The following is a 14830-nucleotide window of genomic DNA, read 5'->3' on the forward strand; positions in this document are numbered from 1 at the left end:
CGACAGGAACGGAAGAACTCTCTATGTCTTCAGTGACCCGTTCGCGCCGCCAGGTCCGCCTGAGCCGCGCGCTGGGCATCGCGCTCACCCCGAAGGCCGTCAAGCACTTCGAGAAGCGTCCCTACCCGCCCGGCGAGCACGGCCGTGCCCGCCGCCGCACCGAGTCGGACTACGCGGTCCGTCTTCGTGAGAAGCAGCGTCTGCGCGCCCAGTACGGCCTCCGCGAGAAGCAGATGGCCCGTGCGTTCGAGGACGCTCGCAAGGCTCCGGGTCTGACCGGTGAGGCTCTCGTCGAGATCCTCGAGACCCGCCTCGACGCCCTCGTGCTCCGTGCCGGCTTCGCCCGCACGACGCTCCAGGCCCGCCAGGCCGTGGTCCACCGCCACATCCTCGTCGACGGCAAGATCGTCGACCGCCCCTCGTTCAAGGTGAAGCCGGGCCAGACGGTCCAGGTCAAGCCGAAGAGCCAGGCCATGACGCCGTTCCAGGTCGCCGCTGCCGGTGCCCACCGCGACGTCCTCCCGGCCGTCCCGCCGTACCTCACGGTCTCCCTCGAGAAGCTCTCCTTCGTGCTCTCGCGTGCACCGAAGCGTGTCGAGGTCCCCGTGACCTGCGAGGTCCAGCTGGTCGTCGAGCACTACTCGCGCTGACCCGCACCTGCTCCATCCACGACGCCCCGTCCGCAGACTCTGCGGGCGGGGCGTCGTGCATCCAGGCGCAGGTGGGGGAGCTGCGCCGACCCGCGTGCCCGCTCCTGGTCTGCCCTGGTGCCGCCGGGGCAGCATGGCGCCGGGCGGCCTGCCTCGCGCACAGGTGCTCGCATGGATCGGACCGCCGTGGGCGGGTAAGGTCGCACCAGCCAACAGGCGGGTGGGGGCAGGGCCCCTGGTCGTCTTCGTCCCGGGTCCGGAGCGGCCCGGAGAACAGTGCAGGAGTACTCAGTGATCGGTGACATCGCAGGACTCATCGCGGCCGTCGCGTTCGTCGCTCTCGTCGGGCTGCTCGCCGTCCCGCTCGTCAAGCTCGGCAAGGTCTTCGACACCACGACCGAGAGCATCAAGGACCTGACCGCGCACTCGGTCCCTATCCTCGACGAGTCCGCGCAGACCGTCGCGAGCGCCAACTCCCAGCTGGTCAAGGTCGACACCATCACGACGTCGGCAGCCGAGGTCAGCCAGAACGTCTCGGCGCTGACGGGCCTGTACGCGGCAGCCTTCGGCGCTCCTGTGGTCAAGGTCGCCGCCTTCTCCTACGGGGTGCGCAAGGCCTTCGGCCAGGCTGCCTCGAAGGTCCGCGGCACCGGGAAGGACAGCTGATGTCGCGGCTGTTCTGGCTCGGGACCGGGGTCGCGCTCACCGTGGTCGTGGTCGTCAAGGGCCGCCAGGTGGTCCGCCGCTACGCACCGGCGACCCTGGTCGACCAGGCGACCGCGACAGCCCAGGCGACGGGCGTCAGGCTCTCCGAGGCCGCCTCGGCGTTCCTCGACGACTTCCGCGCTGCGCGCGACGAGCGTGCCGAGCAGCTGAGCGACTCGCTGCTGGCCCGCACGCAGGGCTCGGCCGACGACCTCCGCGCCCGTCGCGACGCCCCACGTCCTGCTCCCGGGCACCGCGCCCCGGGCCGGCACCGCGACCTGGACGACCCCGAGGACGACGAGCTCGGCTACTCGTTCTGACGCTCTGAGGCGCCACGCGGAGCTCTTCGCGCAGCTGCCGTCCTCACAGGCACCAACGGCACCGATGGCACCGCTGTCCCACGGTCCGCTGCACAACACTCAGGCGCCCTGTGGTGCCCCACCCTGTTCTGCCCTCCAGCGCCCTGCCTCGTCAGAGCACGCACGGAGACTAAGATTGATCGACGCCCGTCTGCGGCACGACCTCGTCGTGCCGTCCGCCGCCCCATCGCCCAGCCAGAGGACTTCATGCGCACCGCCGAGATTCGCCAGCGTTGGCTCACCTACTTCGCCGACCGCGGGCACACCGTGGTCCCGTCGGCGTCCCTGATCTCGCCGGACCCGTCGACGCTCTTCACGATCGCCGGCATGGTGCCGTTCATCCCGTACATGACCGGGCAGCAGACGGCTCCGTGGAAGCGGGCGACGAGCGTGCAGAAGTGCGTGCGCACCCTCGACATCGAAGAGGTCGGCAAGACGACCCGGCACGGCACGTTCTTCCAGATGAACGGCAACTTCTCCTTCGGGGACTACTTCAAGGAAGAGGCCATCGCCTACGCCTGGGACTTCATCACGGGATCCGTGGATGACGGAAAGCTCGGCTTCGACCCCGAGCTCGTGTGGGTGACGGTCTTCCACGAGGACGACGAGGCCCGCGAGATCTGGAAGCGCGTGGCCGGGCTGCCGGACGAGCGCATCCAGTCCCGCGGCATGCGTGACAACTTCTGGTCCACGGGTGCCCGTGGACCGGCCGGGCCCTGCTCGGAGATCTACATCGACCGCGGACCCGAGTACGGCGCCGAGGGTGGCCCCGTCGTCGACGAAGACCGCTACATCGAGATCTGGAACCTCGTCTTCATGCAGTTCGAGCGTGCCGACGGCGGCACCAAGGACGACTTCCCGATCATCGGCCCGCTCGCCTCGCGCAACATCGACACCGGCATGGGCCTCGAGCGCGTCGCGTTCCTGCTCCAGGGCGTCGACAACATGTACGAGATCGACGAGGTCTTCCCGGTCATCCAGGTGGCCCAGGAGCTCTCGGGCAAGGCCTACGGCGCTGTCGAGGACGACGACGTGCGCATGCGTGTCGTCGCCGACCACATCCGTTCTGCCGTGATGCTCATCGGCGACGGCATCCGCCCCTCGAACGAGGGCCGCGGCTACGTGCTGCGCCGCCTGATCCGTCGCTCGGTGCGCGCCATGCGCCTGCTCGGCGTGGACGAGCCCGCTCTGCCCGCCCTCGTGCCGGCCAGCATCGAGGTCATGAAGGCCTCGTACCCCGAGCTCGGTGAGAACTTCGACCGCATCACCTCGATCGCCTACGCCGAGGAAGAGGCCTTCCGCCGCACCCTCACGGCGGGTACGACCATCCTCGAGAACGCTGTCGGCTCGGCGCTCTCCTCGGCCGGTGCGGGCAAGGCGGTCCTCGGCGGTGCCGAGGCCTTCCAGCTCCACGACACCTACGGCTTCCCGATCGACCTGACCCTCGAGATGGCCTCGGAGCACGGGGTCGCCGTCGACGAGACCGCGTTCAGGTCGCTCATGCAGGCGCAGCGTTCGCGTGCCCGTGCCGACGCTCTGGCCAAGCGGACGGGCGGCGCCGACAAGGCGGCCTACGAGACCCTCCAGAGCGGTCTGGGTGCTCCTGTCGAGTTCCTCGGCTACACCGACACCACGGCTCGTGCCTCGGTCGTCGGTCTGATCGTGGACGGCGTCCCAGGACCTGTCGCGACAGCCCCGGCCTCGGTCGAGGTCATCCTCGACCGCACACCCTTCTACGCGGAGGCCGGTGGTCAGCTCGCCGACCAGGGCACCATCGTGCTCGACGGTGGTGCGACCATCGAGGTCGACGACGTCCAGGCGCCCATCAAGGGCCTGTCGGTGCACCGCGGCCGCGTGGTCGACGGCACGGTGACGATGGGGGAGTCGGGCACCGCGACGATCGACACAGCCCGTCGCAAGGCGATCAGCCGTGCGCACTCGGCGACGCACATGATCCACAAGGCGCTCCAGGAGTCGCTCGGCAAGGACGCGACCCAGGCCGGGTCGGAGAACGCGCCGAGCCGCATCCGCTTCGACTTCAGGTCGAGCCAGGCCGTGCCTCAGGGCGCGCTGGCCGAGATCGAGGAGCGGGTCAACACCCAGCTCGCCGAAGACCTCGAGGTCACCGAGCAGATCATGAACATCGACGAGGCCCGTGCGCTCGGCGCGATGGCCCTCTTCGGTGAGAAGTACGGCGACAGGGTCCGCGTGGTCTCGATCGGCGGCGACTGGTCGCGCGAGCTCTGCGCGGGCACCCACGTCAAGCGCTCCGGGCAGCTCGGTCTGGTGACCCTGCTCGGCGAGGCGTCGATCGGCTCGGGCGTCCGGCGTGTCGACGCCCTCGTCGGTGACGGTGCCTACGGCTTCCAGGCCAAGGAGCACGCTCTCGTCGGGCAGCTCACGGGCATGCTCAACGTCCGCACGGAGGAGCTCCCGGACCGTGTCGGCGGTCTCATCACGCGCCTCAAGGAGGCCGAGAAGGAGCTCGCCGCAGTCCGTCAGGGGCAGCTGCTCGCTGCTGCGGGTCAGCTCGCCGCCTCGGCCGAGGTGGTCGGCGACGCCCGCGTCGTGACCCACGACGCCGGCGAGGTGGCCTCGGCCGACGACCTGCGCGCCCTCGCCCTCGACGTCCGCGGTCGCCTCGGCGAGTCTGCGCCGACTGTCGTCGCGGTCGCCGGTGTGAGCAAGGAGCGTCCGCTGGTCGTCGTCGTGACGAACGCCACCGCACGCGAGCGTGGCCTCAAGGCTGGTGCCTTCGTCAAGGCCGCCTCGGGTGTCCTCGGTGGTGGCGGCGGCGGCAAGGACGACATGGCACAGGGTGGTGGCCAGGACGTCACCGCCGTGCCCGCTGCGCTGGCCGGTCTGCGCGACGGCGTCGCGGCGCAGCTGGCGTGAGCGAGGAGCAGCCGCTCGAACGTGGCGCGCGCCTGTGCGTCGACGTCGGGAGCGTGCGCGTCGGGGTCGCTGTGAGCGACCCCGACGGGCTCATCGCGACCCCCGTCGAGACGCTCCCGCGCGACCTCGTCACGGCGACCAAGAACCCTGCTGCTGTGCCGACAGATCTTGCAGTGCTCGCGGAGCAGGTGGTCGAGCGTGGTGTGAAGGTTGTGTACGTCGGGCTCCCACGGCACCTTTCGGGCGCCGAGGGTGCAGCGTCGGCCTCGGCACGTGCGTACGCTGTCCAGGTCGCTCGTCTCGTCGCACCGGTCCCGGTGCGTCTGGTCGACGAGCGGATGAGCACGGTGTCCGCGCACCATGCGCTGCACGCCTCTGGTCGGGCCGGCCGCAAGCACCGGGCCGTGGTCGACCAGGTGGCTGCCGTGGTGATCTTGCAGTCCGCGCTCGACTTCGAGCGCGGGTCGCACCGTCGACCGGGTGAGCTCGTCGAGGTCTGAGCCTGACCGGGCGGAGTCCGCTGAGAGGCGGCGACCGCGGACCACGGCCCTGAGGTCGATCCCGACGGGCGGGTCGAGAGGGAGCCACGACGCGGGTGACCACGGTGACCTCGGTGCGGTGGAGAGCAGGCACGGCCAGGACGACGACAGCACGACGCAGTGACGGCACAGCGACCGAGCGGACTGTGCGACGACGGCGCGACGACGAGCACGACACGAGAGAAGAGAGAGCGACCAGCGTGGACGAGCGGGGCACGGAGGGACCAGGCACGGCGACCGGCGACGGTGCGGTGCCCTCTCGACGCGACGCCCAGCGGGCCGAGCGTGCCGCTGCGGCCCGGCACCGTCAGCGCGTGCTCCTCTCTGTCCTGGTCGGCATCCTCGTGGTCGGCGCGGTCTTCTACGTCATGTGGACCCGTGGGGCCGACATGTTCTCTGCCGACGAGCAGCCGACGCTGGTCGCGACGACAGAGGCACCCGTCGAGGACTTCCCAGGGCCTGGTGGGGAACCTGTCCAGGTGACCGTCGCCGCAGACGTCACGCCCGAGGTGCTCGGTGCCTCGCTGGTGGATGCCGGCGTCGTCAGCTCGGTCGAGGTCTTCGTCGCCGCCTACGGCCAGAACCCCGACGCGGCGAGCATCGCCCCGGGGACCTACAACGTCTTCCGGCAGATGCGGGCCGCCGACGCGATCACGGCGCTCCTGGACCCGGAGAACCTCGCCGACCTCACCGTCGAGGTGACGGCGGGGCTGACCGTGCCCGAGATCAAGACCGAGCTCGCCCGCATCACCGGTGTCTCCGTGGCGCAGCTCGACGAGGCCTTCGCCGACGTCGCCGGCACGGGTCTGCCTGCCGAGGCCGGAGGGGTCTACGAAGGCTGGATCGCCCCGGGGACCTACCACTTCACCCTCGGCACGACGCCGGTCGAGATGATCCGGGCGATGATCGCCTCGACGGTCTCGACCCTGGACGCCGCGGGCGTCGCTCCTGAGGACCGCCTCGCGGTCTTGACTCTCGGCTCCCTGGTCGAGGAGGAGCAGGTGCTCCCCGCGGACCAGGCGGCCGTCGCGGGGGTGCTCTCCAACCGTGTCGAGAGCGACACGGTGCTGCAGCGGGACTCGACGGTCCGCTACGCGCTCGGCCTCGCCGACGACGCCCCGGTGACCCAGGAAGACCGTGAGACCGACCTCCCGTACAACACGTACCTGCACGTCGGTCTGCCGCCCTCGCCCATCTCGACCGTGAGCCCTGAGGCCCTCCAGGCGGCCGTCGCGCCGGCCGAGACCACGGCCCGGTACTTCGTCGTCGTCGACCCCGTCGCGAAGGTCGTGGAGTTCTCCGACACGTACACCGAGTACCAGGACAGCCTCAAGGCGCTGCAGGCGTGGCGGGACGCGAACGCCTGAGCCCAGTCTGGCCGGAGCGCGCAGGACGTATCCTGAGGGTGCGGGCGCGGCCCGCCGACGGGTTGACGTCAGATGTCAATCTGTGGCGTGGTGCAGTAGGTTGTCAGATTGTCTGTGGGGGCGCAGGACATTCGTCATGACAGTGGAGGCTCCATCCGGTGAACGATCTCTTCGAAGGACCCGCCGTCTCTGAGCAGCCGGAGGACGAGCGACAGCTCTCCAGGGCTCAGAAGCGGGCGCTGCGCGAAGCACGTCGCCGTGCCGCGAAGCGCCGTCGGCGCGCCCTGGTCGCCGTGGTCCTCTCCCTCGCCGTGCTCGGTGGTATCGGCTACGTCGTCTGGGACCGCGGAGGAGACTTCTTCTCGGGGCTCAACCCGCTGAGCCGTGACGAGGCAGCCCAGGACTTCCCCGGGCCCGGCACAGGCTCCGTCCAGGTGACCGTGGCGCAGGGCGCGACGGGGACCGCGATCGGTCAGGCTCTGCTCGACGCCAACGTGGTGGCCTCGGTGCCGGCCTTCGTCTCCGCGTACACCGCCAACCCTGCTGCGGGCTCGATCCAGCCGGGGACCTACACGCTGCGCGAGGAGATGCCCGCTGCGCGTGCGGTCGAGTTCTTGCTCGACACCGGCAACCGCTCGGACTTCCTCGTCGACCAGCGCCCCGGGTACAGCGTCGCCACGACGGTCACCAAGCTCTCTGAGGTCACCGGGATCCCCGAGGCCGACTTCGAGACGGCGATGGCTGACGTCGCTGCGACCGGTCTGCCGGCCGAGGCCGGCGGCAGCTACGAGGGCTGGCTCGCGCCCAAGCAGTACCAGTTCGGCGAAGACACGGCGCCGACGGAGATGATCGCCGAGATGGTCGCCGGGACCGTGGCGACCCTCGACGAGCTCGGAGTCCCTGCGGCAGACCGCCAGCAGGTGCTCACCGAGGCCTCGATCGTCCAGCAGGAGTCGGGCAACATCAGCGCGGAGGACCAGGCGCTCGTCGCCGGGGTCATCAACAACCGCATCGCCGACGGCATGCGCCTGCAGATGGACTCGACGATCCACTACCTCGTGGGTACCTCGGCGGACGCGACGACCACGGCAGAACAGCGCGCGATCGACTCTCCGTACAACACGTACCTCAACACCGGCCTGCCGCCGACGGCGATCGCCGCGCCGAGCCGCACGTCGATCGAGGCGGTCCTGAACGCCCCGGCGACGGACTACCTCTACTTCGTCACGGTCAACCCGGACACGGGCGAGACGAAGTTCGCGAAGACGAACGACGAGCACAACGAGAACCGCAAGGAGTACAAGGCATGGCTGGACGCGCGGCAGTAGGATCGCGCGCCGCCGTCCTCGGCCACCCGATCGGGCACTCGCTCTCGCCCGTCCTCCACAGGGCGGCATACGACTCGTTGGGACTCGACGACTGGGGCTATGAGGCCGTCGACGTCACCGAGGACACGCTGGAGTCCTTCCTCGCAGGTCTCGACGACTCGTGGAAGGGGCTCAGCCTGACGATGCCCCTCAAGCAGACCGTGATGGGGATGCTCGACCACGTCGATCCTCTCGCTGTCGTCACGGGTGCGGTGAACACCGTCGTCTTCCAAGGGGCCGGTGCCTCGCGGACGCTGGTGGGCGCGAACACCGACGTCTACGGGCTCGTCGCTGCTCTGCGTGAGGGCGGTGCGCCGGCGGGCTCGCGCGGGGGCGACGACGGGCACCCGGTCGCCGGGTCCGGTCCAGTTGCCTCGACCAGCGCAGCTGCGAGCACAGGGAGCACGCGGGACCCCGGCCTGCGGAGTGCTGTCGTCCTCGGTGCCGGTGCCACGGCGGCCTCGACCCTGGCGGCTCTCGCAGAGCTCGGCGTCCCGACAGCAGACGTGTACGTCCGCTCGCTCGGTCGCACCGGAGACCTGCAGCGCGCAGCGCACCGCATGGGCCTCGTGCCACGCTTCCACCCGATCCCCGAGGCAGCGGCTGCGGCCGTGCGAGCCGACGTCGTCGTCTCGACGCTCCCCGCGCACGGTGCAGACAACGTCGCTGAGGAGATCCTCGCGCTGGGTCAGCCTGTCCACGGTGTCCTGCTGGACGTCGCGTACGACCCGCGCGTCACCGCGCTCTCAGCCGCCTGGCGCGACGCCGGCGGTACGGCCGTCCCCGGGCAGCGCATGCTGCTGCACCAGGCCGCCGAGCAGGTCCGGCTCATGACCGGGCACGTCGCGCCGGTCCAGGCGATGGACGACGCGCTCGAGGCGGCCCTCGCGCACTGAGGGACGGCTGCCGGCCCTCGTCCCCGTCTCATCGTCAGGGTGACGTGCGCTACTCCTGCTCAAGGTCGGTCCTCGTCGTGCCGAGACACCTTTCACGTCAAGACTGCCGCGGGACCTCCTGCGGCAGCGAGGTGAGGAGTGGTCATGAAGCAGCTCGGAGAGATCCTGCTCGAGGAAGGACTCGTCAGCGAGGCCCAGCTGATGGCAGCCCTCGACGAGCAGGTGGTCCGCGGCACCAGCCTCGGTCGTGTCCTCGTCGAGCTGGGTGTGCTGTCCGAGGGGCAGCTCGTCTCGGCGCTGGCCGCGCAGGTCGGCATGCAGTTCGTCGACCTCGACACCTTCCCCGTCGACCGCGCTGCCGTCGGCCGGCTCACCGGGGCGGTCTGCCGGCGGTACACGGTGCTGCCGATCGCCTTCGAGGGCGACGCGATCGTGCTCGCCATGGCCGACCCGGGCAACGTGCTCGCGGTCGACGACGTCCGCTCCTCGACCGGCATGCAGGTGCTGCCCGTCGTCGCCACGCACGAAGACCTCTCGCGCGCGATCGACAGGTTCGTCCGTGCGGACGACGAGATGGACAACCTCACGAGCGCCTTCTCCGAGGAGATGCGCGCTGACGACGTCGACCTCACGAAGATCGGCGACTCCGTCGACGACGACGCACCGATCGTCCGGTACGTCAACCTCATCGTCACGCAGGCCATCACCGATCGCGCCTCCGACATCCACATCGAGCCGAGCGAGCACGACCTGCGGGTGCGCTACCGGATCGACGGCGTGCTCCACGAGATGCAGCGCTCGCCCAAGAACATCACCGGGGGAGTGGTCTCCCGGGTGAAGATCCTCTCCGACATCGACATCGCGGAACGCCGCAAGCCCCAGGACGGCCGCATGTCCGTCACGCACAACGGGCGCAAGATCGACCTCCGCGTCGCGACGCTGCCCACAGTGTGGGGCGAGAAGATCGTCATGCGTATCCTCGACAACTCCACGGCCAGCCTGGACCTGCGGGACCTGTCCTTCGGCGACGAGAACTACGAGGTCTACTCCGAGGCGTACAACAAGCCCTACGGCATGATCCTCGTGACCGGCCCGACAGGGTCGGGCAAGTCCACGACGCTCTACGCGACGCTCAACGCCGTCTCCAAGCCGGAGATCAACGTCATCACCGTCGAAGACCCCGTCGAGTACCGCCTGCCCGGCATCAACCAGGTGCAGGTCAACCCCAAGGCCGGCCTGACCTTCGCCGGGGCGCTGCGGTCCATCCTGCGCTCCGACCCTGACGTCGTGCTGCTCGGTGAGATCCGCGACCACGAGACCGCGCAGATCGCCATCGAGGCAGCGCTCACAGGTCACCTCGTGCTCTCGACCCTGCACACCAACGACGCACCGTCGGCGATCACGCGCCTCGTCGAGATGGGGATCGAACCGTTCCTCGTCGGGTCGGCGATCGACTGCATCGTCGCGCAGCGTCTCGCGCGGCGGCTGTGCGGCAAGTGCAAGGTGCCGTACGAGCCGAGCGAGGTCGAGCTCGTTGCTGCGCGGTTCCCTTGGGCTGAAGGGGAGGCGAAGCCTGTGCTGCACAGGCCGGGTGGCTGCACCACGTGCTCAGGGACCGGGTACCGCGGGCGGCTCGCGCTGCACGAGGTCATGCGGGTCACCGAGGACATCGAGCGGCACGCTGTCGCCGGGTCCTCGTCGGCTGACATCGCCAAGACGGCGCTCGCACAGGGGATGCGCAGCCTGCGCGACGACGGCTGGATGAAGGTCGTGGCGGGGCAGACGTCGATCGAAGAGATCCTCCGCGTCGTGGCTTAAGTCGGGGGCGCAGAGCGCCGATGAGGTGGCGTCGCGCATTCGGTGCGGTGCCCCGGTGAGAGGTAGATCTGTGAGTGACGTCGACGTTCCGTTCCAGGAGGCTCCCCGTGCTGCAGGGTCCGAGGTTGCGCCGCTGAGGATGCGGACGGCGCCGCAGGACGGAGCCGCACCGACGCGACGCTCGCTCTACGGCCACACCCCAGAGCAGGACGGCGGTGTCGCTCCTGTCGGTGCCCCGTCCGGCGGACAGCGGCCTGCTGCAGACATGCAGGGGTTCGGCTCTGCGGTGCCAGCGGTCACTGCTGAGGGCTTCGGCATCGCAGCTCCCGCTCCCACTGCAGCCCCGGCCTACCTGGCCCAGCCTCCTGCCGCTCCGGTGCGTGTGGTGTCCGGTGTGGCTCCCGGGGCCGGGACCGCCCCAGCTGGACATGTCCAGGCTGCCGCCCCACAAGCACAAGGACTCGCCGCTCAGACGTCAGGCCCTCGGTGGGGTGGCCCCCGGAACGAGCCTGCTCCGGCACCGACGGTCCGGGTCCTCGACGTAGCCCCTGAGGAGACGAACCAGTGGGCCGCTCCGACGGGTCAGCCGCACTCGGCGCCGCTCTCACCGCCGGTCTCGGCGAGCCACGTCGGAGGCGGCTCCCCGACCGGATCGGCGCCGACCTCACAGCCGGTCCAGACTGCTGCAACCGCTCAGCGCCCTGCCGGGCCCCCAGCGCGGACTGCTCCTGCCGCACAGCCCGCCGCAGGCAGCGCCCGGATGGGGATGTCACGCCAGGCCGAGGCCGGTGACCTCGACCTCGACGGCCTGCTCCGGGCGATGGTCGAGGCGAACGCCTCGGACCTGCACCTCACGGTCGGCGCGCCTCCGGTGATCCGTCGCACGGGCTCGCTGGTCCCGCTCGAGGGAGAGGCCGAGATCGGTCAGGACAACCTGCAGCGCACGCTCTACAACATCCTCACCCAGCGCCAGCGTGAAGCCTTCGAGTCGAAGCTCGAGCTCGACTTCTCGTACTCGGTCCGCGGGCTGGCCCGGTTCCGCGTGAACTTCTACAAGCAGCGCGAGTCCGTCGGTGCGGCCTTCCGTGTCATCCCGTACGAGATCAAGCCGCTCGAAGAGCTCGGGGTCCCGGGGGTCGTCGCGAACTTCGCAGGCCTGCCCCGCGGGCTCGTCCTCGTCACAGGTCCCACAGGCTCGGGCAAGTCGACGACGCTCGCGTCGATCGTCGACCTCGCGAACCGGACCCGTGCCGACCACATCATGACGGTCGAAGACCCGATCGAGTTCCTCCACCGTCACAAGAAGTCGATCGTCAACCAGCGCGAGGTCGGGACCGACACGCACAGCTTCGCGAGCGCGCTCAAGCACGTGCTGCGACAGGACCCCGACATCATTCTCGTCGGTGAGATGCGTGACCTCGAGACGATCTCGGTGGCCCTCACGGCGGCGGAGACGGGTCACCTCGTCTTCGCGACGCTCCACACGCAGGATGCCGCCCAGACGGTCGACCGCATCATCGACGTGTTCCCGCCCGAGCAGCAGCAGCAGGTGCGCACCCAGCTCGCCGGTGCCCTGCAGGGTGTCGTGTCCCAGACCCTCTGCAAGCGCACGGGACGGCCGGGCCGGATCGTCGCGACCGAGGTGATGATCGGCACGCCGGCGATCCGCAACCTCATCCGCGAGGGCAAGACCCACCAGATCTACTCGGCCATGCAGGCCGGCCAGCAGCTGGGCATGCACACGATGGACCAGCACCTTGCCGACCTCGTGCGGACCAACCAGATCACGTACGACACCGGCCTCGAGAAGTGCCACCACATGGAGGACTTCAACAAGCTCACCGGGCGCCAGGCCCGCATGAACCAGGGTGGCGCTGCGCTCCAGCAGGCCGCCACGAACATCGGGGGCTTCTGAGATGGCTGGCCAGCGCACCTACGAGTACACGCTGCGCGACCCCAAGGGGAAGCTCATCAAGGGGCGGATCGAGGCGAGCACCGAGATCGCCGTCGCGAACCGCCTCAAGACGATGGGCGTGGCCCCGCTGTCGATCTCCGAGGTCCAGAACACGGGTCTGCAGCGCGAGATCACCTTCGGCCGCAAGGGCGGCACCGTCAAGATGAAGGACCTCGCGATCATGGCGCGCCAGCTGGCGACCATGATCAACTCGGGGCTCAGCCTGCTGCGTGCGCTCTCGATCCTCACCGAGCAGACCGAGAACCCGACCCTCAGCAAGGTGCTCGGTACGGTCCGCGGTGACATCGAGGCCGGCTCGTCGCTGTCCGACGCCCTCGCACGCCACGTCGAGGTCTTCCCGCCGATCATGCTCAACATGATCCGCGCCGGAGAGGTCGGCGGGTTCTTGGACCAGGTGCTCGTCTCGGTCGCCGAGAACTTCGAGTCCGAGGTCAAGCTTCGCGCCAAGATCAAGTCTGCGATGACGTACCCGGTCGTCGTGCTCTGCATCGCGCTCCTCGCAGTGACCGGCATGCTGCTGTTCATCGTGCCCGTCTTCGAGAACATGTTCACCAACCTCGGCGGCGACCTCCCGGCGCCGACCAAGATCCTCGTCTTCCTCTCGAAGGTCTTGAAGATCGCCGCGATCCCGCTCGCGCTCTTGATCGTCGCGGGCTCGTTCTGGTGGAACAAGCACAAGAACGACGACAAGGTGCGGTACGCGCTCGACCCGATCAAGCTGAAGATCCCGGTCTTCGGGGGGCTGTTCCGCAAGGTGGCCATCGCGCGCTTCACGCGCAACTTCGGCACCATGCTGCACGCAGGTGTCCCGATCCTCCAGGCGCTCGACATCGTCGGTGAGACGAGCGGCAACGTCGTCATCGCGGACGCGATCAAGGACGTCCAGCTCTCCGTCCGCAGCGGTAAGTCGCTCAGCGGACCGCTCGCGCAGCACGACGTGTTCCCCGCGATGGTCGTGCAGATGATGGCAGTCGGTGAAGACACCGGCGCGCTCGACGAGATGCTCGAGAAGATCGCCGAGTTCTACGACCAGGAGGTCGAGTCGACAACCGAGCAGCTCACCAGCCTCATCGAGCCCATCATGATCGTCTTCCTCGGAGCGATCGTCGGATCGATGATCATCGCGCTGTACATGCCGATCTTCAAGATCTTCGAGCTCGTCGGATGAAGGGTCTCCGCACCTCGCAGACGAGCCGTGCTCTGCGGGTGCGACCTGACAGTGGATTCACCCTCGTCGAGCTGCTCGTGGTGATCATCGTCCTCGGCCTGCTCGCGGCCATCGCGATCCCGGTCTTCCTGTCGCAGCGGGAGAAGGCACAAGACGCCGCAGCGACTGCCGACGTCGCGCTGCTCGGCAAAGAGCTCGTCACCTGGTTCGTCGACCACGAAGAAGCGCCCGCACTGACCCAGGACTCGTCGCGCGGATATCTGTTCGGGACGCAGAAGATCGCCGCAGGCTCGGAGCACGTCGTGCTGCATGCGAGCACGACCATCACCTCGCGCAACGACTGGTGCGTCGCTGTTGTCAACGATCTCGGGGGAGCCAGCGCCGACGGCCTGCGTTATTCCGCGGAAGAGGGCTTCTCCGAGGGGCTCTGCTGAGCCTCCGCGCTGGTCAGCGGGTGAAGAATGGCGAAGACGCAGATTCTGTGCTCAAGGCGTAGAGCCCCGGTGCCGATACCAGCAGTGAACCCGGACGGGAACGATCGCGACCGGGACTTACCCCTTACCTCGTCACAGAAACCGGAGCGCATCATGCTCGCTCGCATCAATGCGGCAAAGAACAGCGACAAGGGCTTCACGCTCATCGAGCTGCTCGTCGTCATCATCATCATCGGCATCCTCTCCGCCGTCGCGATCCCCCTCTTCCTCAACCAGCAGAAGAAGGCCCAGGACGCTGCGGCCAAGGCTGACGTGTCGACGATCGGCAAGGAGGTCGCCACCTACTTCGTGGACAGTGCGACGGCCCCCACGATCAAGCAGACGGCGGTCGGTGGCGAGTACCAGCTCAACGACGTGAAGATCGGCAACGCGAGCGCCAACGTGGTGCTGACGGGCTTGAAGGGCACGACATCCGAGGACTGGTGCGTCGCGGTCACCAACCCCAAGGGTGACAAGTCGAAGACCGGCTACAAGTACTCGGCTGCGGGTGGCCTGCAGGAAGGCGTCTGCTGATCTTCTCCCTGGAGACGATCGACGGTTGACCGTGTGGGGCGTGGGCCGTGTGCCCCCGCCCCACACGCGCTGAGAAGACTCGAC

13 protein-coding genes are annotated in these 14830 nt (G+C 69.0%); all 13 read left to right on the top strand.

The window, feature by feature from the left end:
* Positions 1–23: 23 nt before the first annotated feature.
* The 13 genes from rpsD (at position 24) to HZZ10_RS19790 (ending at position 14746) form a co-directional block, all read left to right on the top strand.
* Entirely contained in the window at positions 24–650 is a 627-nt protein-coding gene (gene rpsD / locus HZZ10_RS03255; RefSeq protein ID WP_056132569.1) for a 30S ribosomal protein S4, read from the top strand.
* A gap of 291 nt (positions 651–941) precedes the next feature.
* Positions 942–1316 (top strand): DUF948 domain-containing protein, encoded by a 375-nt coding sequence (locus tag HZZ10_RS03260; RefSeq protein ID WP_056132571.1) that lies wholly within the window; start codon positions 942–944, stop codon positions 1314–1316.
* Positions 1316–1675 carry a hypothetical protein gene (locus tag HZZ10_RS03265; protein WP_179912398.1) on the top strand — a complete coding sequence of 120 codons (360 nt, stop codon included), beginning with the start codon at positions 1316–1318 and terminating at the stop codon, positions 1673–1675. Before HZZ10_RS03260 ends, HZZ10_RS03265 begins: the two co-directional genes overlap by 1 nt.
* 246 nt (positions 1676–1921) lie before the next feature.
* Positions 1922–4609 (top strand): alanine--tRNA ligase, encoded by a 2688-nt coding sequence (alaS, locus tag HZZ10_RS03270; RefSeq protein WP_179912399.1) that lies wholly within the window; start codon positions 1922–1924, stop codon positions 4607–4609.
* Entirely contained in the window at positions 4606–5109 is a 504-nt protein-coding gene (gene ruvX, locus HZZ10_RS03275; protein ID WP_179912400.1) for a Holliday junction resolvase RuvX, read from the top strand. Before alaS ends, ruvX begins: the two co-directional genes overlap by 4 nt.
* Before the next feature lie 353 nt (positions 5110–5462).
* Positions 5463–6515 (top strand): endolytic transglycosylase MltG, encoded by a 1053-nt coding sequence (mltG, locus tag HZZ10_RS03280; protein ID WP_179912401.1) that lies wholly within the window; start codon positions 5463–5465, stop codon positions 6513–6515.
* A gap of 158 nt (positions 6516–6673) precedes the next feature.
* On the top strand, positions 6674–7843 hold the full coding sequence (gene mltG, locus HZZ10_RS03285) for an endolytic transglycosylase MltG (protein ID WP_179912402.1): 1170 nt from the start codon (positions 6674–6676) through the stop codon (positions 7841–7843).
* A complete protein-coding gene (locus HZZ10_RS03290) occupies positions 7822–8778 on the top strand; it encodes a shikimate dehydrogenase (RefSeq protein WP_179912403.1) in 957 nt (318 codons plus the stop codon). Before mltG (HZZ10_RS03285) ends, HZZ10_RS03290 begins: the two co-directional genes overlap by 22 nt.
* 144 nt (positions 8779–8922) lie before the next feature.
* The gene (locus HZZ10_RS03295) at positions 8923–10596 is read left to right on the top strand and encodes a GspE/PulE family protein (protein ID WP_179912404.1); all 1674 of its coding nucleotides are present in this window, start codon (positions 8923–8925) and stop codon (positions 10594–10596) included.
* Between the two features lie 766 nt (positions 10597–11362).
* A complete protein-coding gene (locus HZZ10_RS03300) occupies positions 11363–12511 on the top strand; it encodes a type IV pilus twitching motility protein PilT (RefSeq protein WP_156382753.1) in 1149 nt (382 codons plus the stop codon).
* 1 nt (position 12512) lies between these two features.
* The gene (locus HZZ10_RS03305; RefSeq protein WP_056132598.1) at positions 12513–13739 is read left to right on the top strand and encodes a type II secretion system F family protein; all 1227 of its coding nucleotides are present in this window, start codon (positions 12513–12515) and stop codon (positions 13737–13739) included.
* Positions 13736–14173, top strand: a complete 438-nt coding sequence (locus tag HZZ10_RS03310) for a type II secretion system protein (protein ID WP_056132601.1) — start codon at positions 13736–13738, stop codon at positions 14171–14173. The genes HZZ10_RS03305 and HZZ10_RS03310 overlap by 4 nt, the downstream gene beginning before the upstream one ends.
* A gap of 153 nt (positions 14174–14326) precedes the next feature.
* The gene (locus HZZ10_RS19790) at positions 14327–14746 is read left to right on the top strand and encodes a prepilin-type N-terminal cleavage/methylation domain-containing protein (protein WP_179912405.1); all 420 of its coding nucleotides are present in this window, start codon (positions 14327–14329) and stop codon (positions 14744–14746) included.
* Positions 14747–14830 lie beyond the last annotated feature (84 nt).

Source organism: Sanguibacter inulinus (assembly GCF_013415325.1).
GTDB lineage: Bacteria > Actinomycetota > Actinomycetes > Actinomycetales > Cellulomonadaceae > Sanguibacter > Sanguibacter inulinus.